Genomic DNA, 24,523 nt, shown 5'->3' with positions numbered 1-24,523 from the left:
AATATGATCACGAGGCGTGGCGTACCTCGGTCTGCCAGATCTGGGACCACGGGCGCGGCATGCCCCGGCAGACGAAGATGGGCAGCCCGTTCTCGTCGTTGTCGACGGCGACCCGCTGGTCCACCCGGCCGGCCTCGGTGACCTCGGTGAACCAGGCCCGCAGCCGGTCGGCGCGGGCCCAACCGACGGCGATGACCACGTCGGCGTCGTCGGCCGGGCGGCCGAAGGCGGCCATGCTGTTGTGGCCCGAGTACGCCCGGGGCAGTCCCCGCGCCGGCCCGTACCGTGCGAGCGCCCCAGCCTCGCCGTAGTTGGCGGTGAGCACGACCGCGCGGGCCCGTTCGGCCGCCGGCAGGCCCCGGTGGACGGCGGCGACCGAGTCGGCGAACGCGGGCCAGCCGATGGTTTCGCCCGCGTCGTAATTGACCTCGACGACGAAGCCGGGGAGCCGGTCGGCCGGCAGGGTGGGCAGCAGCAGGACGCCGCTGCTGGCGACCGCGCCCGCCGTGCCGGCGGCGAGCAGCGCCCGCCGGGCCCGGCTCCGGCCGGCCTAGTCGGCGGTGACCACCGCCCCGGCGGCGGCGAGCACCAGCAGCAACGGGGCGTCGTAGTAGCCCTTGCCGCCGACGAGCAGCACGATCGCGAACACCACGAGCCAGGCCCAACCCACCGCCCGGTACGCGGCCCAGTTCGGCCGGCGCAGCAGCGCCACCAGCCCGGCCACCCAGACCGGCACCGCGAAGGGGCTGATGATGACCAGTTGCAGCACGACGGCGTCGAGCCGCCCGCTGTAGGAGCTGTCCCCGCCGGCGATCGACGAGGCCACCGACAGTTGCGGGAAGCCGTGCGCGGCCTGCCAGACCAGGTAGGGCGCGGCGAGCAGGGCGGCCACGGCGGCGCCGAGGTGCACCCACCGGTCCCGCAGCAGCCTCCGCGGGCCGGCGATCGCCACCCCGGCCAGCAGCCCGACGGCGAGCAGGGCGGGCAGCAGCTTGTTGAGCATGCCCACGCCGAGCGCCAGGCCCAGGCCGAGGGCCCAGCGGCTGTCGCCGGTGCGCAGCATCCGGACCGCGCACCAGGCCGCAACCAGCCAGACCAGCAGGTCCACCGTGGTGGTGCTGAGCAGGTGCCCGGGGGCCAGCACGATGCCCGCGACGGCGGCGAGGAACGCGGCGAACAGTTGGGCGCCCCGCCCCGCGCCGAACTCGCGCGCGATCGCCGCGACCAGCACCACCGCTGCGCCGGCGATCAGCGCCGAGGGGGTACGCAGCACCACCAGGTTGCCCGGCGCGACCGTGTCCGCCAGCCGGGCCAGGGCCGGGACCAGCGGACCCTGGTCGACGTAGCCCCAGTCGAGGTGCCGGCCGCAGAGCAGGAAGTACAGCTCGTCGCGGTGGTAGCCGTACCGGCCGGCGAGCAGCAGCAGCACTGCGGTGACGGACGCGCCGACCAGCCACGGCCCGGCGGTACGCGGACCGGGCGGTGGGGGCCGGTCCACCGGGGACGGTGCCGGGTCGGGGCGTTCGAGGTCGGTCACGGGCTCGGCCACGCAGTCCATCATCGTCCCGCCGCGCCACCCGTGGGATCCGCTCGGCGGCCGGGTAAACCGGCTCGCGCGCCGTCGGTGCTGCGGTTAGCCTGCGCGGGATGCGCATCCGCGAGTACACCGGGGCCGACTGGGACCAGGTCCGGCCGATCCTGGACGAGGTCATCGAGGCGGGGGACACCTTCCCGTACGACCCGGCGTGGCCCGCCGAGGTCCGGCACGACGTGTGGGTGGAACGGCCGCCGGGGCGGACCGTGGTCGCCGAGGTCGACGGGCGGATCCTCGGCACCGCCAAGATGGGCCCCAACCGGCCGGGTCCGGGCTCGCACGTGGCCACCGCCAGCTACCTGGTGGCCGGCGCCGCCCGGGGGCGTGGCGTCGGCCGGGCGCTGGTCGAGCACACCCTGGACTGGGCCCGCCGCCAGGGCTACGCCGCGATGCAGTTCAACGCGGTGGTGGAGACCAATCCCGCCGTCGAGCTGTACCGGCGGCTCGGTTTCTCGGTGGTCGGCACCGTGCCGGAGGCCTTCAGCCACCCCACCCGGGGCCGGGTCGGCCTGCACGTCATGCACCGGTTCCTCTGAGGACTGTCGGGTCGACGACCGTCGTCGTCGGGACGCAACCGGATGCCGGACCGAAGCGTGTGGGGCGACAGGGCACGTCGATCCCGGGCATCCGGCCCCGGACCGTGCCGCAGCGGAAAACGGAGACCCTGATGGCTGTCATGACTGTCCGGCCGCACGCCGGTCGCGCGTACCGGCATCTCCTGCTCGTCGGCGTGCTGGCGCTGCCCGGCTGCGGTTCGGAGGCGGCGCCGTCGACGGCCGCGCCGGAGAGCACGGTGACCGCGTCGACGGCGACCTCCGGCGCGCCGATCACGGCCAGCCCGACGCGCTCGACCGTGCCGGCTGCCGGTACCCGGGTGCCGCAGCGGTGCACGGTGACGCAACTGGACGTGGTCCTCGGCGACGAGACGTCGGGGTCCGGCCATCGAGGGGTGCGGCTGATCTTCCAGAATCGCGGTGATCAGGCGTGCTGGTTGCGGGGCTACCCGGGCGCCGACGGCCTCGACCGCGCCGGGAAGACCCTGGCCCACGCGAAGCGGACCCCGCACGGCTACCTCGGCGGCGTCCGGGGCGACGAGCCCGTCCGCGTGCTGCTCGCCCCGGGTGAGCTGGCGTCCGCCCTGGTCGAGGCGCTGGCTTTCCGCGCCGGCGACGGCGGGGCGTGTGCCCCGTACGCGTCGTTGCTGGTCACGCCGCCGGACGAGACCCGGTCGGTGCGGCTGGCCTGGACCACCGACAGTTGCTCGGCGCTCGAGGTGCACCCGGTGGTGGCCGGCACGACGGGCCGGTCCGGTTGAGGGTCCGCGTCCCCAGCCGCCGGGTCGGCTGCGCGAGGATCGGTGCATGAGAGACGAACCTGTCGAGCTGGCCGCCGCCCTGGCGCGCTTCGACCAGCTGTGGAGTCCGCGCATCGTCACCAGCGTCAACGACTACGACGTCCGGATCGCCAAGGTGGCCGGGGAGCACGTGTGGCACGCCCACGACCACACCGACGAGTTCTTCCTGGTGCTCGACGGGGAGCTGCGGATCGCGCTGCGCGACGGCGCGGACGGCGCCGAGCGGGAGGTGGTGCTGCCGCGCGGCGCGGTGTACGTGGTGCCGCGCGGGGTGGAGCACCGGCCGTCCGCGCCGCAGGGCGCGTCGATCCTGATGTTCGAGCCGTCCGGCACGTCCAGTGTCGGTGACCGGCACGACGAGGTGCCCGGGCACGTGGACGCCACCACCGGCCACCGGCTCTGACCGCACCGGGTCAGCGCCCCGCCGGCACCTGTTCCACGGTGCCGGTCGGGGCGCCCGCCGGCCAGCCCAGCCGGCGTACGCCGGGGACGGCGGCGGTGCCGGCGCAGGCGAGCAGAACCAGCACCCCGGCCACCGCGAGCGGCGCGGGCGGGCCCCAGGCCCGGGCGGCGAGCGGGGCGAGGGCGTACCCGACCGGCATGGCGCCCAGCGACATCAGCCAGTCGTACGAGGTGACCCGGGCCAGCACCTCGGGCGGGAACTGGCTCTGCACCACCGTCTCCCAGACCGGGTTGAGGAAGCCGAGCGCGGTCAGCGCCACGCAGTACGCGGTGATGGTCACCGGAGCGGGTGCGGCGGCGGCGAGCAGGAGCAGCGGCGCCGCGTACGCCGCGAGCGCGAGGTTGCCCACCAGCACCGGCCGGGCGGGGCGGACCCGCGCGGCGAGCAGCGACCCGGCCAGCATGCCGACGGCCCCGGCCTGCTGGAGCAGCACCCAGACGCCCTCCCCGCCGAGGCGGTCCACGGCGACCAGCGGGCCGACGGTGAGCAGCACCGCGGCGGCGCCGTTCCACACCCCGTGGGCCAGCAGGCTGCTCCAGTACCAGTCGCGGGAGCGGACCTCGCGCCAGCCGTGCACCAGGTCGGCGCGGAGCGACCGGTGCGGGACGGGCACGTGCCGGACCCGGATGAGCGCCAGCAGCGCCGCGCTGACCGCGAACGAGGCCGCGTCCAGCACGAACGCCCACCCGGGGCCGGCGGTCCAGATCAGCAGCCCGGCCAGGGCTGGGCCGGTCAGCCGGCTGGCGTTGGCGGTGACGCCCATCAGCGCGTTGGCCCGCTGCCGGCCGTCGGCCTCGACGGTGCCGGCGACCAGCGGGGAGGCGGTGGGATTGGCGAAGGCCGAGGCCGCGCCGCCGACGGCGGAGGCCACCGCGAGGTGGGGCAGGGACGGCGTTCCGCCGAGCAGTTCCACGCCGACGACGAGTTGCGCGGCGCAGCGGACCAGGTCGGTGGTGAGGGCGACGCGTCGGGCGTCGAACCGGTCGGCGACCACGCCGCCGAGGGGGAGCAGCAGCAACCGCGGCACCATGGCGCAGCCCAGCACCACGGCCAGGGCGGCGGTGGACCCGGTGGCGCGCAGCACCGCCAGGGCCAACGCGGTGGGCACCACCGCGTCGCCGATGGCGGAGACCGTACGGCCGAGGAAGAGCAGGCGGAAGGCGGGCAGGCGGAGGGGATGTGTCACCTCTGCAGAGTACTTCGACGTCGAATATTTCGGCAACGAATATTTCGGTGGCGGCGTACCGTGGTGGGGTGACCGACCGTGACCCCGTGGACCAGCACATCGCGCGCTGGCTGCCCGTCCTGCCCGATCTGGACCCGGACGTCGAGGGCGCCGTCGTGCGGATGTCGCTGCTCACCCGGCACCTGCGCGAGGTGAAGGACCGGGCCCTGGCGGAGCTGGACCTCCAGGAGAAGGAGTACGGCACCCTGCACGCGCTCGCCGGCCGGGGCGGCCGGGCCGCGCCCTCGGACATCGCCGCCGACCTGCGGATGGCGCCGGCCTCGATCACCGCCCGGGTGGACGCCCTGGTCCGCCGCGGCTTCGTCCGGCGGATCCCCTCCACAGTGGACCGGCGGCGCATCGACGTGGAACTCACCGACGCCGGCCGGGCCGCCTGGCGGCGCGCGATCGGCGTGGTCGGTGACGAGGAGCACCGGGTGCTGGGCGCGCTGACCCCGGACGAGCGCCGACTCCTGTCCGACCTGCTCCGCCGGGTCATGCTGGTCGCCCAGCAGCCACCCGCCCGACCCTCCTGGACTGTCGGTGGGCGGGTCTAGGTTGGCCCGAGGCCAGCGGACACCGTTCCCCGGGGAGGCACCATGACCACGCTCGTCGACCGACCGCGCACCGCCCTGCTCGTCATCGACGTGCAGAACGGCGTCGTGAACCACGCCCACGACCGGGACCGGGTGGTGGCCAACATCGCCACCCTGGTCGACCGGGCGCGCGCCGCCGGCGTCACCGTCGTCTGGGTCCAGGACCACAGCGGGGAGCTGGTCCGCGACACCGAGCCCTGGCAGTACGTGCCGGAGCTGGTGCGCCGCGACGCCGAGCCGCTGGTGCACAAGGCGTACGGCGACGCCTTCGAGGGGACCGACCTCGAGGCGGTCCTCGCCGGGCGCGGCGTCGGCCGGCTGGTGGTCGCCGGCGCGCAGACCGACCAGTGCATCCGCTCGACCCTGCACGGCGCGATCGCCCGGGGCTACGACGCCACCCTGGTCGCCGACGCGCACACCACCGAGGACCTCACCGCCTACGGCGCACCGTCGCCCGAGCAGGTCATCGCCCACACCAACCTCTACTGGCGCCACCACACGGCGCCGGGCCGGACCGCCGGCACGGTCGACACCGCCGACGTCGAGTTCGCCGCGGCCCCCGCCGGCGTCTGAGCCGCGCCGGCGGAAAACGCCTGGCCACCCGTGTCGGCGGGCTGGCAGGCTGCCGGTCATGAGTTCCCAGGCCCTGGCGGGTGCGCTCGCCGACGACCGACGCCGTGCCGTGTTCGCCGCCATCGTCCTCGGCGCCGGGGACGTACCGGCCGTCGTGGCGCGTACCGGGCTGTCGGCGCGGGACGTGGTCACCGCCGTCCGCCGACTCGTCGAGGCCGAGATCGTGGCCGACGACGGGACGGCGCTGCGGGTCGACGGTGAGCGGCTGCGGGAGTTCGCCCGCACCGCCGAGCCGGCGCCGTCCCCGGCGGCGGACCCCCGGGAGAAGATCCTGCGCACCTTCCTCCGCGACGGCCGGCTAACCCGGCTGCCCGCCCAGCGCGGGCGCCGGCGGGTGCTGCTGGAACACATCACCGAGCGCTCCTTCGAGCCGGGTGTGCGGTATCCGGAGCGGGCCGTGGACGACGCCCTGCGGGCATGGTGCGACGGCGGCGAGGCGGACCATGTCTCCCTGCGCCGCTACCTGGTCGAGGATCTGCTCCTGGCCCGCGACCACGGGGTCTACTGGCGGCCCTGAGCAGACAAAATCCGTTGACCGTCCGGTGAGGATCGGACGGTGACGACCTGGACGACGACGCCCACCCGACCCGACTCCCGCGACGCGGCCACCCTGCTGTACGAGTACCTGGCGGAGATGGTCCGCCGCTGGCACCGCCGCCCGGAACGGCCCGGGGAGGTGGAGGCGGCGCTCGCCGAGTCGCCCAGCGACGACCTGGTCCCGCCCACCGGGCTGCTCCTGCTGGCGCACCGCGACGGGCAGCTCGCCGGCTGTGCCGGGCTGCGCTGGCGTCCCGAGTGGGCGGAGCTGACCCGGGTCTACGTCCGTCCCGCACACCGCGGCGCCGGCGGCGGGGCGGCGCTGCTCGCCGCCGTCGAGGCGGCCGCCCGCGCGGCCGGGGCGGACCGGATCCGGCTGGACACCCGTACCGACCTGGTGGAGGCCCGCGCCCTGTACGCCCGGCACGGCTACACCGAGATCCCCGCCTTCAACGACGGCCGGTACGCCCAGCACTGGTTCGAGAAGCGCCTGCCGGCCCGGCTTGACGACGCCATCGCCGCGCGCTAAATAAGAAATCGAGAAGTTGAGTCACTCAGACTCAACCTGACACCTTCGGCCAGGAGAACCGAGGAGGCACGGCCATGTTGATGCGTACCGACCCGTTCCGCGAGATCGACCGGCTCGCCGAGCAGTTCTTCGGCACCACCGCCCGGCCGGCGGTCATGCACCTCGACGCCTACCGCGACGGCGACTTCTTCTACGCCGCCTTCGACCTGCCCGGCGTCGACCCGGACAGCATCGACTGCACGGTCGAGCGCAACGTGCTGACGGTCCGCGCCGAGCGGCGCCGGCCCACCGGGGAGAACGTGGAGCTCGTCGCGGCCGAGCGGCCGATGGGCACCTTCACCCGGCAGCTCTTCCTCAGCGACACCCTCGACACCGACAAGCTGGAGGCCGGCTACGAGCACGGGGTGCTGACCCTGCGTATCCCGATCGCCGACCGGGCCAAGCCGCGCCGGATCGCGGTCACCGCGGCCGCCAACGGCAACGGCCGCAAGGAGATCAGCGCCTGATCCGGCGCCTACCGGGAGAGATTAGCGCTTGGCGGTGGATCAGCCGGGGACGTCCGGTTCGGATGTCCCCGGCGCCCGGTCGGGGTAGAGCCGGGCCAGGGCGCGCGCGGTGGCGGTGAACCGTTCCCGCAGCTCCACGGGCTCCAGCACCTCCACCTCGGCGCCCAGCTTCAGCAACTCGGTGTGGGCGTGCTTCACCGACTCGATCGGCACGGTGGTCTCCAGCCAGCCGTGCTCGTCGGGCTCGCCGGCCGCCGCCCGGGCCGCCCGGCTCATCTCGGGCGGGAAGACGTACGGCATGTACTCCAGGGCGGCCACCGTCATCCGGACCCGGGCCTGGTCGCGGTAGACGTCCCGCTCGTACCGCTGCGTCCACTCCCGCCAGTACGCGGCCAGGTCGAAGTCGGCCGGGCGCTCGCACCGCTCGTCGGACACCACGACGTCGAGGACCGCGCTGACCCGGTAGGTGCGCAGTTGTTCCGCGCAGCTCGCCACCAGGTACCAGCGGCCCGCCTTGAGCACCACGCCCAGCGGGGCGACCACCCGGGTCACCTCGCGCGGGGCCCGCCAGCGCCGGTAGCGCATCTGCACCAGCCGGTCCTCCCACACCGCCCTGGCCAGGGCCGCCAGGTGCGGGGTGGGTTCGGGATGCCGGAACCAGCCGGGGGCGTCCAGGTGGAAGCGCTGCCGCATCCGCCCGCCCCGGTCGGCCAGCTCGTCGGGGAGCGCGGCGAGCACCTTCAGCTCGGCCGCGGCCACCACCGGTCCGAGGCCCAGTTCGGCGGCCGGGCCGGGCATCCCGGCGAGGAACAGCGCCTCGGCCTCCGGCGCGGTCAGTCCGGTCAGCCGGGTCCGGTAGCCCTCCAGCAGCCGGTAGCCGCCGGCCGGGCCGCGGTCGGCGTACACCGGCACGCCGGCGGCGCCCAGCGACTCGACGTCCCGGTAGACGGTCCGGACCGACACCTCCAGGGCGTCGGCGAGTTCCTGGGCGGTCATCCGCCCCCGCGTCTGCAGGAGCAGCAGCAGGGAGACCAGGCGGCTGGCACGCACCGGCCGACGGTAACCCGGGCGGAAAACCGGTCGCGCCACGGCCCGCCGGCTGACTCGGGCGGCCCGAGCCACGACACCCGGTTCGCCGGGGCGGTGTGCTTCGACCGGCGTCGGCGGGTCGCCGTCGGCGGCCTCGTGGCGGAATCGGTGTGACGTTCCTCGGATTCCCGCCGGGCGCGCCTCGTCGCGATTCCTCCGGAACGCTGAGAGCCTTTCACACATGCTGCGTCCCGAGGTCATGCCCCGCGCCTCGGCGCGCCCCGCCCTGCGCGGGGGGCCCGCCGACTTCACCGAGGCGTGGCTGCGCAACCGCCGGCTGTCGGAGCACACCCGCGACGCGTACCGGCGGGACGTCGCCGGCTGGCTGAGCTGGTGCGCCGACCGGGGTCTGGATCCGCTGCGGGTCAGTTTCCTCGACGTCAACGCCTACGGCCGGGAGCTGGAGTCGACGCTGGGTGTGCGCAGTGGCCGCCCGCTCACCCCGGCCACCGTCGCCCGCCGGCTGTCCGCCCTGTCCAGCTGGTACGACTTCCTGGTCAAGCTGCGCGCGGTCGAGGCCAACCCGGTCGCCGGCGCCGATCGTCCCCGGGTCGACCGGGACCACTCCGCCACCGTCGGGCTCACCCCGGAGGAGGTGGACGCGCTGCTCGCGGCGGCCGACGCGGACACCGGGCCGACGGCGCCCCGCAACCGGGCCACCATTGCCCTGCTGGCGGATCTGGGGCTGCGGGTCGGCGAGCTGATCTCCCTGGACCTGACCGACCTGGGCGTCGAACGCGGGCACCGCAGCGTCCGGTTCGTCGGCAAGGGCGGCAAGGTGCGCCGGCGGGCGCTCACCCCGGGCACGGCGTACGCGGTGGACGCCTACCTGGCCGCCCGGGCCGCGGCGCACGGGGTGACCGTGCCCGAGCTGACCGGCCCGCTGCTGGTCACCGCCACCGGCGCCCGGCTGGACCGGCACGCGGTGTTCCGGCTGGTGCGCCGGCTCGCCCGGGCCGCCGGCATCCCGTCCTGGGCGAAGCTGTCCCCGCACTCGCTGCGGCACGCGTTCGCGACCACCGCCCGGGCCGAGGGGGTGCCGCTGGAGGACGTGCAGGACGCGATGGGGCACGCCGATCCGCGCACCACCCGCCGCTACGACCGGGACCGGCACAACCTGGACCGCGATCCCGCGTACGTCATCTGGGCCGCCCGGGCCCGGCGGAGGGGATGAACCGAGTTGACGGAGTGAGTACTCACTCCGCATGATGGGCGGCGTGACAGACACCGCCGCACCCCGACGCCGCGCGCCGGGGCTGAGCCCGGAGCAGCGCCGGGCGATGATCGTGCGGGCCGCGCTGCCGCTGCTCGCCACGCACGGCGCCGCGCTGACCACCGCCCAGGTGGCGCGGGCCGCCGGCATCGGCGAGGCGACCGTCTTCCGGGTCTTCGCCGACAAGGACGCCCTGCTCGACGCCTGCGTCGCCGAGGCGCTGCGCCCCGACACCGCGCTGGCCGAACTCGCCGCGATCCCGCTCGACCAACCGCTCGCCGACCGGCTCGCCGCCGCGGCGGCCGCCCTGCTCGCCCACCTGGAGCGGCTCGGCGCGGTGCTCACCGCCGCCCACGCCGCCGGCCGGCCCGGACGGTCGCGTCGTGCCGCCCCACCGGCCGGCGAACGCGGCGCCGGGCGGGACGAGTCGAGCGCCGCCGTGCGGGCGGCCGTGGCCGGCCTGTTCGCCCCCGAGCAGGACCGCCTGCGGTTGCCGGCCGATCGGCTCGCCGCCCTGTTCCTCGCCGTGCTGGTGCCCGCGCGCAGCCCGCTGCCGGGCGAGCCGCCCAGCCCCGCCGAGCTGGTCGACCTGTTCCTGCACGGCGCCCTCGGCCCGACCGCCCGGAAGGAGAAGGCGTGACCGTCACGCTCAACCACACGATCGTCCCGGCCCGTGACCACCACGCCGCCGCCCGGTTCTTCGCCGAGGTGATGGGGCTGCCGGTCCTGCCGCCCGCCGGCCGGCACGGGCACTTCGCCCCGGTACGCGTCAACGAGCAGCTCACCCTCGACTTCATGGCCGTGCCCGCGCCCGAGGGGCACCATCTGGCCTTCGACGTCGACCCGGACACCTTCGACGCGATCCTCGGCCGGCTGCGCGACGGCGACGTGCCGTACGGCAGCGAGCCCGGGTCGCCCGACAACGGTCGCATCGACCATCCACTGTGCCCGCGGGGGCTGTTCTTCCGGGACGACTCCGGCAACCTGTTCGAGGTGATGTCCCCGGCGTGACGGCCGGCCCGCCGCGGGCATGACGACGCGCGAGCGGAAGCCGGCTCGTCGGAGCGAGCAGGCGCCCGACGAGCCGGCCCGCCCTCAGCCCTGCGGACGCGGGCAGAGGCAGAACGGCTGCCCGACCGGGTCCAGCAGCACCGTCCACCGCTCGCCGCCCGGCTGGAACTCCGGCCGGGCGGCACCGGCCGCCAGGAACTCCTTCTCGGCGACGGTCACGTCGTCGACGTACAGGTCGAGGTGGTAGCGCTTGCCGGCGGTCTCGTCCGGCCAGGCCGGCGGGGTGTACCCGGGCACCAGGCCGAAGCCGATCGAGACCCCGTCCTTGCTGATCATCGCGTATTCGGCCTGGCTGTGGGTGACCTCCCAGCCGAGGACACGGGAATAGAACCCGGCGTGGGCGACCGGGTCGGAGCTGTCGAGGTTGACCATCGCGAGGTCGGCGTGCATTGTCATGCCGCCCATCCTGCCGACGGAAGCTGACACCTTCTGGCAGGTACCTCGGGCCGATTTCGGGAACCGTCGGCGGCGCCGCCAGGGGGCGCAAGTTCCTGCGCGCGCCCCTCACGGTCTTTACCGTCGATGGTGATGGGCAGGGAACAGGGGTGGACCAAGCCGGCCCGGCGGCGCCGGCCGATGCGCGCGAGCGTGCTCGTCGGCGGTCTCGGGATCGGCATGTGCCTGGTCGGCATCGCCGGCCTCGCCGTCTGGAACATGCAGGTGGTCCTCCAGGCCAACGGCCCGGTCCGGGAGACCGCCGACACGTTCTTCCGGCAGGTCGCGGCCGGCGACACCGACCAGGCGTACGAGAAGCTGTGCCGGGACGCCCGCGGCAAGTGGAGCCAGGTCGGCTTCGGCAGCTGGGTACGCACCCCGCCGCAGGTCAGTGGCTACCAGATCGTCGACGTGTCGGTGGCCACCCGGGGCGGCCGCCCGCGCGGCACGGTGAAGGTGCGGCTGACCCGCGAGGGCGGCGCGAGCGAGGAACGCGAACTGCCCGTGGTGCAGGAGGACGGCAAGTGGCGGGTCTGCGGGGACCCGTTCTGAACCGCCGGGGGCGGCGCCCCGCCCGGTCGTCTCCTAGGCTGTCGGCACACGACTGGCGCGGGTGGGCCACCACCGGGGAGTGAAGTCGGGGGCGTCGACCGCCTGGGTGTCCCCTCATCGACGAGATGAGGAGCCGCATGAACCCGCCCACCCGCCACCGGATCCTGCACCTGTCCGACACCCACATCGGCGCCGACGGCCACGACGAGGACGGCGTGGACGCTGCCGCCGCGCTCGACCGCATCCTCCACGACGCCCGGCACGTGCCCGACCTCGACCTGGTGGTGGTCAGCGGGGACATCGCCGACGACGGCTCCCTCGACGGCTGCGCCGCGGCGCGGGAGCGGGTCGGCCGGTTCGCCGCAGACCGGGGCATCCCGCACGTCTACTGCCCCGGCAACCACGACACCCGCCGGTCCTTCGCCGCGGTGTTGGGCAGCGGCCACCTGGCCGCCGACGGCACCGACGCCGGCGAGCTGGCCGACCCCGCCGCCGAGCTGCGGACCGCCGTCAGCGTGGTACGCGGGCTGCGCGTGGTCACGCTCGACAGCCTGGTGCCCGGGGCGGTGCACGGTGTCCTCGGTGACGAGCAGCTGCGCTGGCTGCGGTCCGTGCTGGACCGGCCGGCCGAGGCCGGCACGGTGGTGGTGCTGCACCACCCGCCGATCGCCCTGCCCTCGTCGCCGCTGATGGCCTCGGTCAACCTGCGTGACGCCGACGCGTTCGCCGCGGCCCTGGCGGGCAGCGACGTGCGCGCGGTCCTCTGCGGCCACTACCACCTGCAGGTGTCGGGCTTCCTGGCCGGCGTGCCGGTGTGGGTCACGCCCGGCGTGGTGACCCGCATCGACCTGACCGCGCCGCCCCGGCTGGAGCGGGCCGTGACCGGCGCCGGCGCGACCGTCGTCGACCTGGGCGGTCCCGGGTCGCCGATGTTCCACACCCTGCACGCCCGGGATCCTCGGGCGGGCCGGCAGGTGTACCTGGTCGACGCCGTGTCAGGGGTGGACGTGCCGGCGGAGTGAGCTCAGCCGCGCGGGCCGAGGTCGCCGGAGCGGTAGTGCCGGCGGCAGAGCACCTGGTAGCGCACGTCGGCGGTGTCCACGGTGTCGCCGATGACGACCTGCTCGCCCTCGCGCGCCACCCGCCCGTCGACGACCCGGGCGTTGAGCAGCCCTTCCCGGCCGCACCAGCAGAGCACCTCGACCTGGATGCGGGCCACCTCGTCGGCGAGTTCGAACAGCCGTTGCGCGGCCGGGAACAGGCAGGAACGGAAGTCGGTCGCCAGGCCGAACGCGTACACGTCGACGTCGTAGTTGTCGACCAGGTCGGCCATCTGCTCGACGTGCTCCAGGTTGTAGAAGGACGCCTCGTCGCAGATCAGGTAGTCGACGCGTACCCCCTCGGCCCAGGCGTCGCGGACTAGGTCGCGCAGGTCCAGGTCGTCGGTGACCTCGATCGCGGAGTGGGCCAGGCCGATGCGGGTGGTGACCTGCGGGCCGAGCGAGCGGTCGATCCGGGTGGTGACCAGGCCCCGGCGGCCCTGCCGGGCGTGGTTGTAGTTCATCTGCAGGGCCATGGTGGACTTGCCGCAGTCCATCGGCCCCCAGAAGAACTTCAGCGCGGCGGCGTGCAGCGGTCGGCCGTCGACGGCCCGGGCGGCGGCGCAGCCGCCGGCGCGGTCGTCCCCGGGCCCCGGGAGGGGGCGGGCCAGGCAGATCGGGGCGGCAGCGGCGTCGTCGGTCACGTCGGGGCAGCCTAGCCCATCGACGCGGCTGCATCCGTCCGCGCGCGGCCCCATGATCGCCGCCGGGCACCTCGTGGCCCCTCATTCACGGAAACAGTGCTCATGCGCCCGTGGATAGCCGCTGTTTCCGTGAATCAGGGGGAGGACGTGAAGGTGCGTGCCGACCTACAGCACCCGGGGCGGGGTGTTGCCGGCGGCGACGATGGCCTTGCGGATCGGCACCGCGGCCAGCAGCACGAACCCGATCACGAAGAAGATCAGCAGGGAGACCAGGCCGACCCGGTAGGAGGAGGTGAGCTGGAACACCAGGCCGAAGGCGAGCGGGCCGAGCCAGCTGGTGCCCTTGTCGCTGATCTCGTAGAAGCCGTAGTACTCGCCCTCCTTGCCGGTGGGGATGAGCTGGCTGAACAGTGACCGGCTCAGCGCCTGGCTGCCGCCCAGCACCAGGCCGATGCAGCCGCCGAGGATCATGAACGGCAGCGGCGCCTCGGCAGGCAGCCGGAACGCGGCGATGATCACACCGGTCCACAGCACCAGGGACAGCAGCACGGTCTTCCAGGCGCCGATGCGCCGCGCGAGGGCGCCGAGGGCGAGCGCGCCGCCGAAGGCCAGGAACTGCACCAGCAGGATGGTCACGATCAGGGTGCTCTGCTCCAGCCGCAGTTCCTCGGTGCCGTACTGGCTGGCCAGGGTGATGACGGTCTGGATGCCGTCGTTGTACACCAGGAAGGCGAGCAGGAAGAACAGCGTCAGCGGATACGCCTTGATGTTCCGCAGGGTGTGGCCGAGCTGCCGGAACCCGTCGGTGAGCACGTTGCCGCGGCCGACCCGGGCCGCCACCGCGGCGGCGGGATGTTCGCGCAGCCAGCGCAGCGGCAGCAGAGTGAACGCCGCCCACCACACGCCGGCCGAGACGATCGACCAGCGGGCCAGGTCCAGGGTGCGCTGCGGGTTGCCCTCCTCGCTGAGCATGGTGACCGCGACCAGGTTCAGCGCGAGCAGCAGCCCGCCACCCAGATAGCCGATGGCCCAGCCGCGGCTGGAGATGGCGTCGCGGTCGTCGGGGCCGCCGAGCTGCGGCAGGAACGAGTTGTAGACCACCACGGCCGCGCCGAAGGAGATGTTGGCGATCAGGAACAGCGCCCCGCCGAGCAGGTACCGCTCGCCGGTGACGAAGGCGAAGGCGATGGTGGCGCCGGCGCCGGTGAAGGCCGCGAGGGCCAGCAGCCGCTTCTTGTGCGCCGACCGGTCGGCGATTGCCCCGACCACCGGGAGCGCGAACACGGTGAGGAACACCGACAGCGAGATCAGGTACGGGTAGTAGGAGCCGGCGGCGACCCGGATGCCCAGCGGGTGCACGTACCCGTGGCAGCTGTCCGCGCCCAGCTCGCAGCCGGCGGCCAGCTCGGTGACGGTGGTGAGGAACGGACCGAGGAAGACCGTGATCACGGTGGTTTGGAACGCGGAGTTCGCCCAGTCGTAGAAGTACCAGCCGGTGCGTTCGCGGCGGGTGCTGCCGGGCTGGGCGGGCTCGTCCACGGCGGGGGCGACCGTATCGACCATCGGGGTCCTTTGGCTCAGGCGGCCCAGTGGCCGCGGCTGCGGTAGACGTCGCGCAGCACGCCGACGTGATCGGTCATGATGCCATCCACACCAAGATCAAGTAAGTCGTGCATTTCGGCGGGTTCGTCGATCGTCCAGACGTGCACCTGCAACCCGAGCCGGTGGCAGTACGCGAGGAACCGCCGGTCGACCACCCGGATGCGCCCGTACCGGACCGGGACCTGGGCGGCGACCACGGACGGCGGCACACGCAGCAGCCGGCCGTGCAGGGAGGCCATCCGCAGCCGGGCGACCCCGCGCATGCCGAGGCTGGTGGCGACCTTCGGCCCGGCGAGGGCGCGCAGCCGGGCCAGCCGGGCGTCGCTGAACGAGGCGAGCAGCACCCGCTCGCCGGCGCCCGACCGGATGACCGTGTCGACGGTGGGTACGACCCCGCCGTCGGCCTTGACGTCGACGTTGAACCGGACGTCGGGCCAGGCGGCGAGGACCTCGTCCAGTCGGGGCACCACGGCGGCGCCGCCGACGCGTACCGAGGCCAGGTCGGCCCAGCGCAGGTCGGCGATGCGACCGCGTTCGCCGGTCACCCGGCGCAGGGTGGCGTCGTGGAAGATCACCGGCACACCGTCGGCGGTGGCGTGCACGTCGGTCTCCACGTACCGGTAGCCCAGGGCGATGGCCCGGGCGAACGCGGCGGCGGTGTTCTCGTCCCCGTCGGCCGCCCCGCCGCGGTGGGCGAAGGCCAGCGGCGCGGGGGCGTCGAGGTAGCCGTGTCGGGGCTGCACGCGGGAAGTATGCCGCGCGTGGGTGGCCCCCGGATGACCGGCCGGCGTCGCCGCAACGAACTTCCCAATCGTTCCCTGTCCTGGCTACGATAGGGTGCGATGGGTAACGACATGTACTCGGTGGAGCAGGTCGCGGAGCTGCTCGGGCTGCACGTGCGCACCGTGCGCGGCTACATCCGTGCCGGCCGGCTGCCGGCGGTGCGGATCGGCAAGCAGTACCGGATCGCCCGCGCCGACCTCGACGCGCTGACCGGCCGGCCCGCGCCCGCTGCCCCACCGGCGCTGGAGGTGTCGAGCATCGCGCAGGTCGACGGCGTCGACCGGGCCACCGCCGACCGGCTCGCCACCCTGGTCCTCGCCGCCGCGAACACCCACCCCGACCCCGCGCGCCCGCTGCGGGTGCAGACCGTCCACGACGAGGAACACCACCGCATGAAGATCGTGATCCTGGGCGACGCCGCCGCCACCGCCGACCTGCTGCACCTGCTCGACGCCGTCCTGCGGGGCGAGGACGGCCTGCTCGCCGGTCCGGTGCGCGATGCCTGACCGGCTGGAGGAGCGGGCGGGGGTGCCGGTGCTGGTGTGCGACCCGGCCGGACCACGGATCGCCACGGAGCGGGACGCGCTGGACCTGATCGGCGCGGCCTTCCTCGGCGCCGCGGCCGTCGCCGTGCCCGCCGACCGGTTCGACCCGAGCTTCTTCGCCCTGGGCACCCGCTTCGCCGGGGAGATCATGCAGAAGTTCGTCAACTACCGGCTGCGGCTGGTCGTGGTCGGCGACATCTCGGCCCACCTGGCCGCCAGCGCCGCGCTGCGGGCCCTGGTCACCGAGTCCAACCGGCACGACCACGTCTGGTTCGTCCCCGACCTGGCCGCGCTCGACGACCGGCTGCGTGCCGCCGGCTGACCGTCAGCGCAGCCAGCCGGCGGTCAGCGAGGTCACCCCGAGCCCGTCGGTGTCGGCCAGCTTGACGGCGACGAACTGCCGGGCGGCGGCGGAGGTCTGCACCCGGGGCGCCGGCTCCGGGTCGGTCAGCGTGGCCACCACCACGGCGGCGGCGTCGGCCGCGGACTGCGCGGCGGCGAACGCGCCCGCGGCGCGCGGCAGGTACGCCCGCAACGCCGGCCCGTACACCCCGGCGGCGGCGATCGCGGCGTCGGCGTCGAGGCCGACGTTGGCGACGAACTCGCTGGCCACCGCGCCCGGCTCGATCACGGTGACGCTCACCCCGACGGTGGCGGCGACCGGGGCGAGGGACTCCATGAACCCCTCGACCGCGAACTTGGCGGCGCAGTACGCCTCGTTGAACGGCTGCCCGACGACCCCGCCGACGCTGGTGACGGTCAGCAGCCGGCCCCGGGCCGCGCGCAGGTGCGGCAGGGCGGCCTGGGTGACGTGCAGGACGCCGAAGAAGTTGACCTCCAGCACGGCCCGTACGTCCTCGACGGTCTCCTGCTCGAGGGTGCCGAGATGGCCGGCGCCGGCGTTGTTGACCACCGCGTCGAGCCGGCCGTGCGTGGCCACCACGTCGGCCACGCAGGCGGCGACCGCGGCCTGGTCGACGACGTCGAGCCGGCGTACCTCGAGCAGGTCGGCGACCCCGGCGGCGTCGGCGGCGGCGCGCAGCGGCCCGGCGCGGGCGGGGTCGCGCAGGGTGGCGACGGTGCGCCAGCCGGCGCGGGCCGCGCCCACGGCGGTCTCCAGGCCGATGCCGGTGGACGTGCCGGTGATCAGCACGGTGGGTGCGCTCACGGGTGCCTCCTGCCGCCACGGTCTCATCGCCGGGGTGGCGCGGGGGCGGGAATCAGCCGGACCGCTGCCGGCGGTGGGAGCGGGTGGTCTCCATCGGGCGGCCGGGGTCGACGTGGCGGGGCCGGTCGGGTTCGTCGGGGCGCAGCGGCGCCAGACCGTCGGTGATCGCGTCGATGATCCGGTCGGTGGCGCGGCGGGCCGCGCCCGGCGTGCCGGGGTACACGTCGTGCAGCGCCACCGGGGCGCCGAAGTGCACCCGGATCACGGGCCGGCGCAGGATCGCCCGGGCGAGGCCGCGCAGCATCCCCTTCGGCGTCCGGTACGGCAGCACCTCGTGCGAGCCCCACTGGGCGACCGGGACGACGGGGGCGCCGCTGGCGAAGGCCAGCCGGGCGGTCCCGGTCTTGCCCCGCTCGGGCCACATACCGGGGTCCAGCCCGATGCGCCCCTCCGGGTAGACCAGCACGACCGAGCCGCCGGCCACGGCCCCGGCGGCGACGTCGAGGGACTGGTGTACGGAGCTGGTGCCCCGGTCGACGCGGATGTGCCCGGCGCGGCGCATCAGCGGCCCGACCACGGGTGCGCGGAACAGCCCGCCGGTGGCCATGATCCGCGGGTGGATGCCGCGGGCCCGGCAGGCGGCGCTGAGCACCACGGGGTCGAAGGGGCTGATGTGGTTGGCGGCCAGGATCAGCGGCCCGTGCCGCAGCCGGGCCGGCACGTCGCCGGTGACCTCGAGGCGGCCGAGCAGGCCGACGATGGCGCGGGCGAGCAGTTGCGCGGCGCGCCAGAGCAGTGGCGCCCGCCAAGGGGTGGTCGGGGTGTCCATCAGTGCTGGATGGTCGCACGCCGGTGGGTGAGGCGGGGGTCCGGTCCCGGGCCGAGCGGCAGAGGTGATCAGGGTCATTGGTCCCGGGCCGGCTCGGGCCGTGCGGCCCTGCCGATTCTTCTACGACAACGAGTAGTATCTACTACGTCTCGTAGTACGACCGCTGGGGGTTTCAGGTGGACGCGTTGGACGTCGCCCGCTGGCAGTTCGGTGTCACCACCGTCTACCACTTTCTCTTCGTGCCCTTGACCATCGGCCTGTCCATCCTGGTGGCCATCCTCCAGACCCTGTGGCACCGCACCGGCAACGAGCGGTACCTCAAGCTCACCAAGTTCTACGGCAAGCTCTTCCTCATCAACTTCGCGATGGGCGTCGTCACCGGCATCGTGCAGGAGTTCCAGTTCGGCATGAACTGGTCGGACTACTCGCGGTTCGTCGGGGACATCTTCGGCGCGCCCCTCGCCATCGAGGCGCTGGTCGCGTTCTTCCTCGAGTCGACCTTCATCGGCCTGTGGATCTTCGGCTGGGACCGGCTGCCCAAGCGCCTGCACCTGGCCGCCATCTGGGCCGCGGCGATCGGCACCAACCTGTCCGCGTACTTCATCCTCGCCGCGAACTCGTTCATGCAGAACCCGGTCGGCTACCGGGTCAACCCGAGCACCGGCCGGGCCGAGCTGACCGACTTCTTCGCCGTGCTCACCAACAAGGTCGCCCTGATCACCTTCCCGCACACCCTCTCCGGCGCGTTCCTCGTCGCCGGGTCGCTGATCGTCGCGGTCGGCCTGTGGCACGTCATCCGCAACCGCGACAGCGCCGACACCGACGCCTACCGCTTCGCCACGAAGTTCGGCGCCTGGGTGGTCCTGGTCTCCTCGGCGCTGGTGCTGTTCACCGGCGACATCCAAGGCAAGATCATGACCGAGGTGCAGCCGATGAAGATGGCCGCCGCCGAGGGCCTCTACACCACCGAGAGCCCCGCCTCGTTCTCCGTGCTCACCGTCGGCAGCCTCGACGGCAGCCGCGAGGTCTTCGCCATCAAGATCCCGTACCTGCTGTCGTTCCTCGGCACCGGCGACCCCAACGGCACCGTCCAGGGCATCAACGACCTGCAGGCCCAGTACGCCACCCAGTACGGCGCCGGCAGCTACACCCCGATCATCCCGGTCACCTACTGGAGCTTCCGTTTCATGATCGGCCTCGGGTTGGCCGCCGCCGCGATCGCCCTGATCGTGCTCTGGAGCCAGCGCAAGGGCCGCACTCCGCGCAGCCGTTGGCTGCTGCGCGCCGGACTGGTCATGCCGCTGCTGCCGCTGCTGGCCAACTCCTTCGGCTGGATCTTCACCGAGATGGGCCGCCAGCCGTGGATCGTCTTCGGCGAGATGCTCACCCGCAACGGCGTGTCCCGCACCGTGTCGCTGGCCGAGGTGCTCACCTCGTTCACCGCGTTCACCCTGATCTACGCCACCCTCGCGGTGATCGAGTTCAAGCTGCTGGTCCGCTACGCCAAGGCCGGCGTCCCCGACGTCACCCCGGCCCCCGTTGACGACGCCACCGACGACGCCGAGCGCCCGCTGGCGTTCGCCTACTGATCCCCGGAGCCCATCGTGGAACTGACCACCGTCTGGTTTCTCCTCGTCGCCGTGCTCTTCACCGGCTACTTCATCCTCGAAGGCTTCGACTTCGGCGTCGGCATGCTGCTGCCCGTGCTCGGCCGCGACGACCGGGAACGCCGCGTCCTGATCAACACCATCGGACCGGTCTGGGACGGCAACGAGGTCTGGCTGATCACCGCCGGCGGCGCCATGTTCGCCGCCTTCCCCGAGTGGTACGCCACCCTCTTCTCCGGCTTCTACCTGCCGCTGCTGCTGATCCTGCTCGCCCTGATCGCCCGGGGCGTCGCCTTCGAGTACCGGCACAAGCGCCCCGAGGCGTCCTGGAAACGCCGCTGGGACCAGGCCATCTTCTTCGGCTCCCTCGTCCCGGCCATCCTGTGGGGCGTCGCCTTCGCCAACATCCTGCGCGGCGTGCCGCTGTCCGCCGACCACGAGTACGTCGGCGGCCTCGTCGACCTGCTCAACCCGTACGCCCTGCTCGGCGGCCTGACCACCCTGGGCCTGTTCCTCACCCACGGCGCGGTGTTCCTCGCCCTGAAGACCAGCGGCGACATCCGCGAGCGCGCCGGCGCCCTCGCCGTCAAGCTCGGCGTCGGCACCGCCGTGGTGGCGGTGGCCTTCCTGTCCTGGACCCTGACCATCCGCTCCAGCGCGGCCGCCGTCGTGCTCGCCGTCGGCGCCGCCCTCGCCCTGCTCGGCGGTCTCGCCGCCGCCCGGGTACGCCGGGAGGGCTGGGCGTTCACCGGCACCGCCGTGGCCATCGCCCTCGCGGTGGCGACCCTGTTCGCCGCGCTGTTCCCGAACGTGCTGCCCTCCACCCTGGACGCCGCCGGCACGCTGACCGCCAGCAACGCCGCCTCCACCCCGTACACCCTGAAGATCATGACCTGGGTGGCGGTGGTGTTCACCCCGATCGTGCTGGCCTACCAGGGCTGGACCTACTGGGTGTTCCGCAGGCGGATCGGGGTACAGAACATCCCGCAACACTGATCAGCCTGCGGGCGCGGGGACGCGGGGCCGGTGCGAGGGGGTTGCACCGGTCCCGCGGGGCGTCCGGGCGGTGTCAGCCGGTCGCCCGCTCGTCCGCCCACACCCGGCCCGAGTTGTGCGGGTCCTCCGGGCGCAGGGGGCCGTCGGACGGGCGGGGTTGCCGGCCCCGGGCCGCCTCGTACTGCGTCCGCAGCCGCTCCGCCCGCCGCGCCAGCCCCGCCATGTCCACCTCCGGCCGGTACAGCGACGCCCACAGCTCCTCGTCCAACTGGATCGCCGGCGCCTCCCACGGCGCTGCCGGCTCGGGTTCGTCGCCGTCTTCCACCGCCGCCTGCCGGTACGCGGCCTCCGAGCGGGCCCGCGGCCCCAGCAGGTCCGTAATCCACCGCAACGGCCACTGTTCCAGCGGCACCGACCACGGCCGGGTCCGCCCGATCCGTGCCACGCCGAGAGCCTTCACCAGCGTGAACAGCAGGTCGTCCGCCACGACCGGAGGCTCGTGCCCCAGCGCCGCGCGCAGCCGCGCCGCGTCCGCCCGCAGGCTGGCCGCCGTCGACCACGCCACCAGCTCCGCGACCACCTCGTCGACAGCACGGCCGGTCGGCTCCGGCAGGCCGCGCGGCTGGTGCCGGTACACCCCGCACGGCCCGTCGGTGTCCCACAGGTGCGTCAACGGCCCCACCGCGCCGGGCACCGCCGTCGCCATCACCGCGCAGTCGCCGTCACTGACGTACGCGGCGAGGACGGGGTGACCCGTCGACGCCGCGAGCGCCCCGGCCGGGGCGAGCAGGTCCGGCGGATCGTTCCAGCCGCTGGTCTCCACCAGTTGCCAGCCGTCACCCAGGTCCCGCAGCCACCGGTGCTGGTAGCCGAACCCGCCGATGCCGTCCTGGTCGACCAGCAGCCCGGCCGCCCGCGCCACCACCACCGCGCCCCAGTAGCCCACCCGGGCAGCCTAGGGGCGCACACCGACATGTGCGGCCCGACCGGCGGGAAGCCGGCCCGCCGCCGCGGCGGCGGGCCGACCCACGGGCGGTCACACCAGGTCGACGCGTTCCCACTCGACCGGGTAGCCGGCCCGGGCGAAGGTGGCCGCCATCGGCGTGTTGCCCTGGTCCGTGGCCGCCACGATCTCCTGCGCGTCCGCCTCGACCAGCCGGTGCGTGGCCTCCACCAGCAGGTCGTACGCGTACCCGTGGCCCCGCTGCCCGGGCAGCACCCCGACGAACCCGACGATGTGGTGGGTCTGGTTGCGGGCCGGCACGATGATGCCGGCGAGCTCCCCGTCGGAGGTCCAGGCGAGCTGCCACCAGTCACGCGGGCTCGGCAGCCACCGCAGCAGGTCCAGGTCCTCCTGGGCTGCGGCCTCCGGGCCGTGTTCGGCGGCCGCGTGCCGGAAGTGGGCGTCCAGGCTGCCCTCGCCGATGCGGCGCAGCACGTCCAGGATCACCGCGTCGTCCGGTTCGGGCCGGAACTCCAGCCGACCCGGCCGCGGCGGCAGGCCGCACTCCGGCGTCCACCGGTAGCGGTAGCGTTCCACCAGCACCCGCAGGCCGGCGGCGGTCGCCGCGTCGATCCGGGCCTGCCCCTGCGCCCGGACCAGCGGATCGTCCCGCCAGCCGTGGGGGAGCAGGATCGAGTACTCGGCGCGCAGCGGCGCGGTCCGCAGCAGCGCCACACCGGCGTCCGGGTCGGTGAAGTCGAACCAGTCCAGCGCCAGCGGCGCCGGGTCGTCCGGGCCGGCCCACCAGGCGGCCCGGGCGACGACCACCCCGTCGCGCAGGGCCACCCACGTCCACTCCGGGCGGTAGCCACCCCCGGCGTACGTCTCGCCGAGCACGGCCCGCCCGACCAGCCCCGGGTCGGCGAGAGAGTCGAAAAGCTGTTCCTCGCCCGCGACGAGCGGGCGGATGACCAGGTCGCTCATGCAGGTCCTTCCAGGAAGCGGTGCGCTCTCCGGTCAGGAACCCGACGTCCTCGCGATCGGGTGGGAGCGCATGACAGTCGTACGTGCCATGGCGCTCACCTCCCTCCGGTCTCGTCGAGGACGCCGCGGAACCGTATCAGACGGCCCCAGCCCCGGCCGAGGGATTTTTCGGCCGGGGCGGCGACCTCAGCTCGCCTCGCGCAGCTCCGCCAGCCGCGCCTCGATCTCGGCCAGCTCGGCGCGCAGCTTCTCCGCCTGCTGCTCCGCCTCCGCCCGCTCCGCGGCCAGGATCTGCTCCACCGCCTCCTGCACCCCGGGCACGTCCACCAGCGCCACCATCCGCAGCGCCTCGGCCGGCTTCACCACGTACGGCTTCGCGAGGACCTTGGCGCCCTGCTGCGCCGCCACCGTCCACTCGCCCTCGACGTACGCCAACGTCACGGTCAACCCGGCCGGGGTCTTCGGCTTCGCCGCCTTGACCGCCCGCTTCGCCGGCTTCGGCTCCGCCTGCTGCTCCACCTTCGGCTCCTCCCGACGCGGCGCCGGCACCGGCGGCGTGTCCAACACGAACTCCGGCTCCGGCGCCGCCTCCTGCTCGACCGGCGGCTCCGGCTTCGGCTCCGCCGGCTTGCGCCCGGCCCCCCGCGGGGCGATCGCCACGTCCGCGGGGGAGAAGGGCAACTCGTCCCGGCCGAACCGGACCACCACGAACTCCTCGGACAGCTCCGGGTCGGTCAACTCCACCACCTGCCCGAGCTGACCGGCCATCTGCCCGGCGGCCGCGGTGAACACCACCTTCGGCTTGCGGCCCGCCGCCAACGACTCCCGGATCCCCTGCACCTCGTCAGTGGACAAACCCTGGCCCGCCATCACGCCCTCTTCCGTACACATGTTTGATGTGCAGCCTTGATACCAGCCGGCTGCGACAACCGGAAGATCAACCCCCCAGGGCGCGCAACGCCGCGTCGGCGTGCTCGTTCATGCTCAACTCGCTGCGCACCACGGCCAGCACCCGCCGGTCCGGGCCGATCACGAACGTCATCCGCCGCGTGCTCAGCGGCCCCAACGCCAGCCGACGCCGCACCCCGAACGCCTCCGCCACCGTCCCGTCGACGTCCGACAGCAGCGGATAGTCGAAGCCGTGCCGGCGGGAGAACTCCGCCTGCTTCGCCACCGGGTCCCGGCTGATGCCGACCCGCCGCGCGCCGACCGCCGCGAACTCCGCCGCCAGGTCACGGAAGTGGCAGCTCTCCGCCGTGCAGCCCCGGGTCATCGCCGCCGGGTAGAAGAACAGCACCACCGGCCCGGCCGCCAGGAACTCCGACAGCCGCCGCGGCGTGCCCGTCTCGTCCGGTAGTTCGAAGTCCTCGACCAGGTCACCGACACCCACCGCCACCGCGTACCTCCCTGCCGCACCAGCGCCGACGCGGTGAGCCTAACGACCAACCCCACGCCGCGTCGCGGTGTGACCGTCCTCTCCACCCGGCGTCCCGCCCGCTGCCGTAACGTCACCGGCACCACCAGG

The 24,523-nt window shown here is 74.1% G+C and carries 31 protein-coding genes; 17 read left to right on the top strand and 14 right to left on the bottom strand.

Annotation, left to right across the window (positions count from 1 at the left end; genetic code table 11):
- Positions 1-7: 7 nt before the first annotated feature.
- Both ACGFI9_RS00475 and ACGFI9_RS00470 read right to left on the bottom strand, forming a co-directional pair.
- On the bottom strand, positions 8-325 hold the full coding sequence (locus ACGFI9_RS00475) for a hypothetical protein (RefSeq protein ID WP_393173290.1): 318 nt from the start codon (positions 323-325) through the stop codon (positions 8-10).
- Between the two features lie 225 nt (positions 326-550).
- Positions 551-1,549 carry a glycosyltransferase family 39 protein gene (locus ACGFI9_RS00470; protein ID WP_393173288.1) on the bottom strand — a complete coding sequence of 333 codons (999 nt, stop codon included), beginning with the start codon at positions 1,547-1,549 and terminating at the stop codon, positions 551-553.
- A 98-nt stretch (positions 1,550-1,647) separates the two neighbouring features.
- Here ACGFI9_RS00470 and ACGFI9_RS00465 point away from each other — a divergent pair, with 98 nt between their 5' ends.
- The 3 genes from ACGFI9_RS00465 (at position 1,648) to ACGFI9_RS00455 (ending at position 3,351) form a co-directional block, all read left to right on the top strand.
- A complete protein-coding gene (locus ACGFI9_RS00465) occupies positions 1,648-2,130 on the top strand; it encodes a GNAT family N-acetyltransferase (RefSeq protein ID WP_393173286.1) in 483 nt (160 codons plus the stop codon).
- 131 nt (positions 2,131-2,261) lie between these two features.
- Positions 2,262-2,909, top strand: coding sequence for a DUF4232 domain-containing protein (locus ACGFI9_RS00460; protein WP_393173284.1), 648 nt, complete (start codon positions 2,262-2,264; stop codon positions 2,907-2,909).
- Between the two features lie 46 nt (positions 2,910-2,955).
- Positions 2,956-3,351, top strand: a complete 396-nt coding sequence (locus ACGFI9_RS00455) for a cupin domain-containing protein (protein ID WP_393173282.1) — start codon at positions 2,956-2,958, stop codon at positions 3,349-3,351.
- Positions 3,352-3,361: 10 nt separating this feature from the next.
- Here the strand turns inward: ACGFI9_RS00455 and ACGFI9_RS00450 are convergent, their stop codons facing one another.
- Positions 3,362-4,597: an MFS transporter gene (locus tag ACGFI9_RS00450; protein WP_393173280.1), complete on the bottom strand. Its 1,236-nt coding sequence runs from the start codon at positions 4,595-4,597 to the stop codon at positions 3,362-3,364.
- A 68-nt stretch (positions 4,598-4,665) separates the two neighbouring features.
- On the opposite strand from ACGFI9_RS00450, the gene ACGFI9_RS00445 reads away from it, so the two are divergent.
- The 5 genes from ACGFI9_RS00445 (at position 4,666) to ACGFI9_RS00425 (ending at position 7,437) form a co-directional block, all read left to right on the top strand.
- Positions 4,666-5,193, top strand: a complete 528-nt coding sequence (locus ACGFI9_RS00445) for a MarR family winged helix-turn-helix transcriptional regulator (RefSeq protein ID WP_393173278.1) — start codon at positions 4,666-4,668, stop codon at positions 5,191-5,193.
- A gap of 42 nt (positions 5,194-5,235) precedes the next feature.
- On the top strand, positions 5,236-5,805 hold the full coding sequence (locus ACGFI9_RS00440) for an isochorismatase family protein (protein ID WP_393173276.1): 570 nt from the start codon (positions 5,236-5,238) through the stop codon (positions 5,803-5,805).
- 58 nt (positions 5,806-5,863) lie between these two features.
- Positions 5,864-6,382, top strand: coding sequence for a DUF2087 domain-containing protein (locus ACGFI9_RS00435; RefSeq protein ID WP_393173274.1), 519 nt, complete (start codon positions 5,864-5,866; stop codon positions 6,380-6,382).
- 39 nt (positions 6,383-6,421) lie between these two features.
- Positions 6,422-6,931, top strand: coding sequence for a GNAT family N-acetyltransferase (locus ACGFI9_RS00430; protein WP_393173272.1), 510 nt, complete (start codon positions 6,422-6,424; stop codon positions 6,929-6,931).
- A 74-nt stretch (positions 6,932-7,005) separates the two neighbouring features.
- On the top strand, positions 7,006-7,437 hold the full coding sequence (locus tag ACGFI9_RS00425) for an Hsp20/alpha crystallin family protein (protein ID WP_393173270.1): 432 nt from the start codon (positions 7,006-7,008) through the stop codon (positions 7,435-7,437).
- Between the two features lie 39 nt (positions 7,438-7,476).
- On the opposite strand, the gene ACGFI9_RS00420 is transcribed toward ACGFI9_RS00425, so the two are convergent.
- Entirely contained in the window at positions 7,477-8,487 is a 1,011-nt protein-coding gene (locus tag ACGFI9_RS00420) for a helix-turn-helix transcriptional regulator (RefSeq protein WP_393173268.1), read from the bottom strand.
- Between the two features lie 220 nt (positions 8,488-8,707).
- On the opposite strand from ACGFI9_RS00420, the gene ACGFI9_RS00415 reads away from it, so the two are divergent.
- Genes ACGFI9_RS00415 through ACGFI9_RS00405 form a run of 3 tightly spaced genes read left to right on the top strand, consistent with a single transcriptional unit; the run spans position 8,708 to position 10,750 of the window.
- Positions 8,708-9,700 carry a tyrosine-type recombinase/integrase gene (locus tag ACGFI9_RS00415; RefSeq protein WP_393173266.1) on the top strand — a complete coding sequence of 331 codons (993 nt, stop codon included), beginning with the start codon at positions 8,708-8,710 and terminating at the stop codon, positions 9,698-9,700.
- Positions 9,701-9,743: 43 nt separating this feature from the next.
- Positions 9,744-10,379 (top strand): TetR/AcrR family transcriptional regulator, encoded by a 636-nt coding sequence (locus ACGFI9_RS00410; protein WP_393173264.1) that lies wholly within the window; start codon positions 9,744-9,746, stop codon positions 10,377-10,379.
- Positions 10,376-10,750 carry a VOC family protein gene (locus tag ACGFI9_RS00405; protein ID WP_393173262.1) on the top strand — a complete coding sequence of 125 codons (375 nt, stop codon included), beginning with the start codon at positions 10,376-10,378 and terminating at the stop codon, positions 10,748-10,750. Before ACGFI9_RS00410 ends, ACGFI9_RS00405 begins: the two co-directional genes overlap by 4 nt.
- A gap of 84 nt (positions 10,751-10,834) precedes the next feature.
- Here the strand turns inward: ACGFI9_RS00405 and ACGFI9_RS00400 are convergent, their stop codons facing one another.
- On the bottom strand, positions 10,835-11,206 hold the full coding sequence (locus ACGFI9_RS00400; protein ID WP_393173260.1) for a VOC family protein: 372 nt from the start codon (positions 11,204-11,206) through the stop codon (positions 10,835-10,837).
- Between the two features lie 132 nt (positions 11,207-11,338).
- On the opposite strand from ACGFI9_RS00400, the gene ACGFI9_RS00395 reads away from it, so the two are divergent.
- Positions 11,339-11,797: a hypothetical protein gene (locus ACGFI9_RS00395; protein WP_393173258.1), complete on the top strand. Its 459-nt coding sequence runs from the start codon at positions 11,339-11,341 to the stop codon at positions 11,795-11,797.
- A 137-nt stretch (positions 11,798-11,934) separates the two neighbouring features.
- Entirely contained in the window at positions 11,935-12,819 is an 885-nt protein-coding gene (locus ACGFI9_RS00390; protein WP_393173256.1) for a metallophosphoesterase family protein, read from the top strand.
- A 2-nt stretch (positions 12,820-12,821) separates the two neighbouring features.
- Here the strand turns inward: ACGFI9_RS00390 and ACGFI9_RS00385 are convergent, their stop codons facing one another.
- The 3 genes from ACGFI9_RS00385 to ACGFI9_RS00375 form a co-directional block, all read right to left on the bottom strand.
- Positions 12,822-13,541: a thymidine kinase gene (locus ACGFI9_RS00385; protein WP_393173254.1), complete on the bottom strand. Its 720-nt coding sequence runs from the start codon at positions 13,539-13,541 to the stop codon at positions 12,822-12,824.
- 165 nt (positions 13,542-13,706) lie between these two features.
- On the bottom strand, positions 13,707-15,104 hold the full coding sequence (locus tag ACGFI9_RS00380) for an MFS transporter (RefSeq protein WP_393173252.1): 1,398 nt from the start codon (positions 15,102-15,104) through the stop codon (positions 13,707-13,709).
- 14 nt (positions 15,105-15,118) lie between these two features.
- Positions 15,119-15,886 (bottom strand): glycerophosphodiester phosphodiesterase family protein, encoded by a 768-nt coding sequence (locus tag ACGFI9_RS00375; protein WP_393173250.1) that lies wholly within the window; start codon positions 15,884-15,886, stop codon positions 15,119-15,121.
- A gap of 99 nt (positions 15,887-15,985) precedes the next feature.
- Between ACGFI9_RS00375 and ACGFI9_RS00370 the strand changes: the two genes are divergently transcribed.
- Together ACGFI9_RS00370 and ACGFI9_RS00365 are read left to right on the top strand one after the other, a co-directional pair.
- On the top strand, positions 15,986-16,432 hold the full coding sequence (locus ACGFI9_RS00370) for a helix-turn-helix domain-containing protein (protein WP_393173248.1): 447 nt from the start codon (positions 15,986-15,988) through the stop codon (positions 16,430-16,432).
- Positions 16,425-16,793: a DUF4180 domain-containing protein gene (locus tag ACGFI9_RS00365; RefSeq protein WP_393173246.1), complete on the top strand. Its 369-nt coding sequence runs from the start codon at positions 16,425-16,427 to the stop codon at positions 16,791-16,793. The genes ACGFI9_RS00370 and ACGFI9_RS00365 overlap by 8 nt, the downstream gene beginning before the upstream one ends.
- 3 nt (positions 16,794-16,796) lie before the next feature.
- Here the strand turns inward: ACGFI9_RS00365 and ACGFI9_RS00360 are convergent, their stop codons facing one another.
- Positions 16,797-17,639 carry an SDR family NAD(P)-dependent oxidoreductase gene (locus ACGFI9_RS00360; RefSeq protein ID WP_393173244.1) on the bottom strand — a complete coding sequence of 281 codons (843 nt, stop codon included), beginning with the start codon at positions 17,637-17,639 and terminating at the stop codon, positions 16,797-16,799.
- Positions 17,640-17,691: 52 nt separating this feature from the next.
- Positions 17,692-18,468 (bottom strand): lysophospholipid acyltransferase family protein, encoded by a 777-nt coding sequence (locus ACGFI9_RS00355; protein ID WP_393173242.1) that lies wholly within the window; start codon positions 18,466-18,468, stop codon positions 17,692-17,694.
- 176 nt (positions 18,469-18,644) lie between these two features.
- Between ACGFI9_RS00355 and ACGFI9_RS00350 the strand changes: the two genes are divergently transcribed.
- Together ACGFI9_RS00350 and cydB are read left to right on the top strand one after the other, a co-directional pair.
- Positions 18,645-20,057 carry a cytochrome ubiquinol oxidase subunit I gene (locus tag ACGFI9_RS00350; RefSeq protein WP_393173240.1) on the top strand — a complete coding sequence of 471 codons (1,413 nt, stop codon included), beginning with the start codon at positions 18,645-18,647 and terminating at the stop codon, positions 20,055-20,057.
- Positions 20,058-20,072: 15 nt separating this feature from the next.
- The gene (gene cydB / locus ACGFI9_RS00345; RefSeq protein ID WP_393173238.1) at positions 20,073-21,071 is read left to right on the top strand and encodes a cytochrome d ubiquinol oxidase subunit II; all 999 of its coding nucleotides are present in this window, start codon (positions 20,073-20,075) and stop codon (positions 21,069-21,071) included.
- Between the two features lie 73 nt (positions 21,072-21,144).
- On the opposite strand, the gene ACGFI9_RS00340 is transcribed toward cydB, so the two are convergent.
- From ACGFI9_RS00340 to ACGFI9_RS00325, 4 genes are all read right to left on the bottom strand, one after another.
- Positions 21,145-22,017, bottom strand: a complete 873-nt coding sequence (locus ACGFI9_RS00340; protein WP_393173236.1) for a hypothetical protein — start codon at positions 22,015-22,017, stop codon at positions 21,145-21,147.
- A 90-nt stretch (positions 22,018-22,107) separates the two neighbouring features.
- Positions 22,108-22,998, bottom strand: a complete 891-nt coding sequence (locus ACGFI9_RS00335; RefSeq protein ID WP_393173234.1) for a GNAT family N-acetyltransferase — start codon at positions 22,996-22,998, stop codon at positions 22,108-22,110.
- Positions 22,999-23,184: 186 nt separating this feature from the next.
- Positions 23,185-23,868, bottom strand: coding sequence for a hypothetical protein (locus ACGFI9_RS00330; protein WP_393173232.1), 684 nt, complete (start codon positions 23,866-23,868; stop codon positions 23,185-23,187).
- A 67-nt stretch (positions 23,869-23,935) separates the two neighbouring features.
- Positions 23,936-24,394: a peroxiredoxin gene (locus ACGFI9_RS00325; RefSeq protein WP_393173230.1), complete on the bottom strand. Its 459-nt coding sequence runs from the start codon at positions 24,392-24,394 to the stop codon at positions 23,936-23,938.
- Positions 24,395-24,523: the final 129 nt, after the last annotated feature.

Origin of the sequence: Micromonospora sp. NPDC048930, assembly GCF_043197935.1 — a bacterium.
In the GTDB taxonomy this organism is placed as follows: Bacteria; Actinomycetota; Actinomycetes; order Mycobacteriales; family Micromonosporaceae; genus Micromonospora.
Note: the sequence above shows the minus strand (reverse complement) of the source record. Positions and strands in the feature narration are given on the sequence as shown.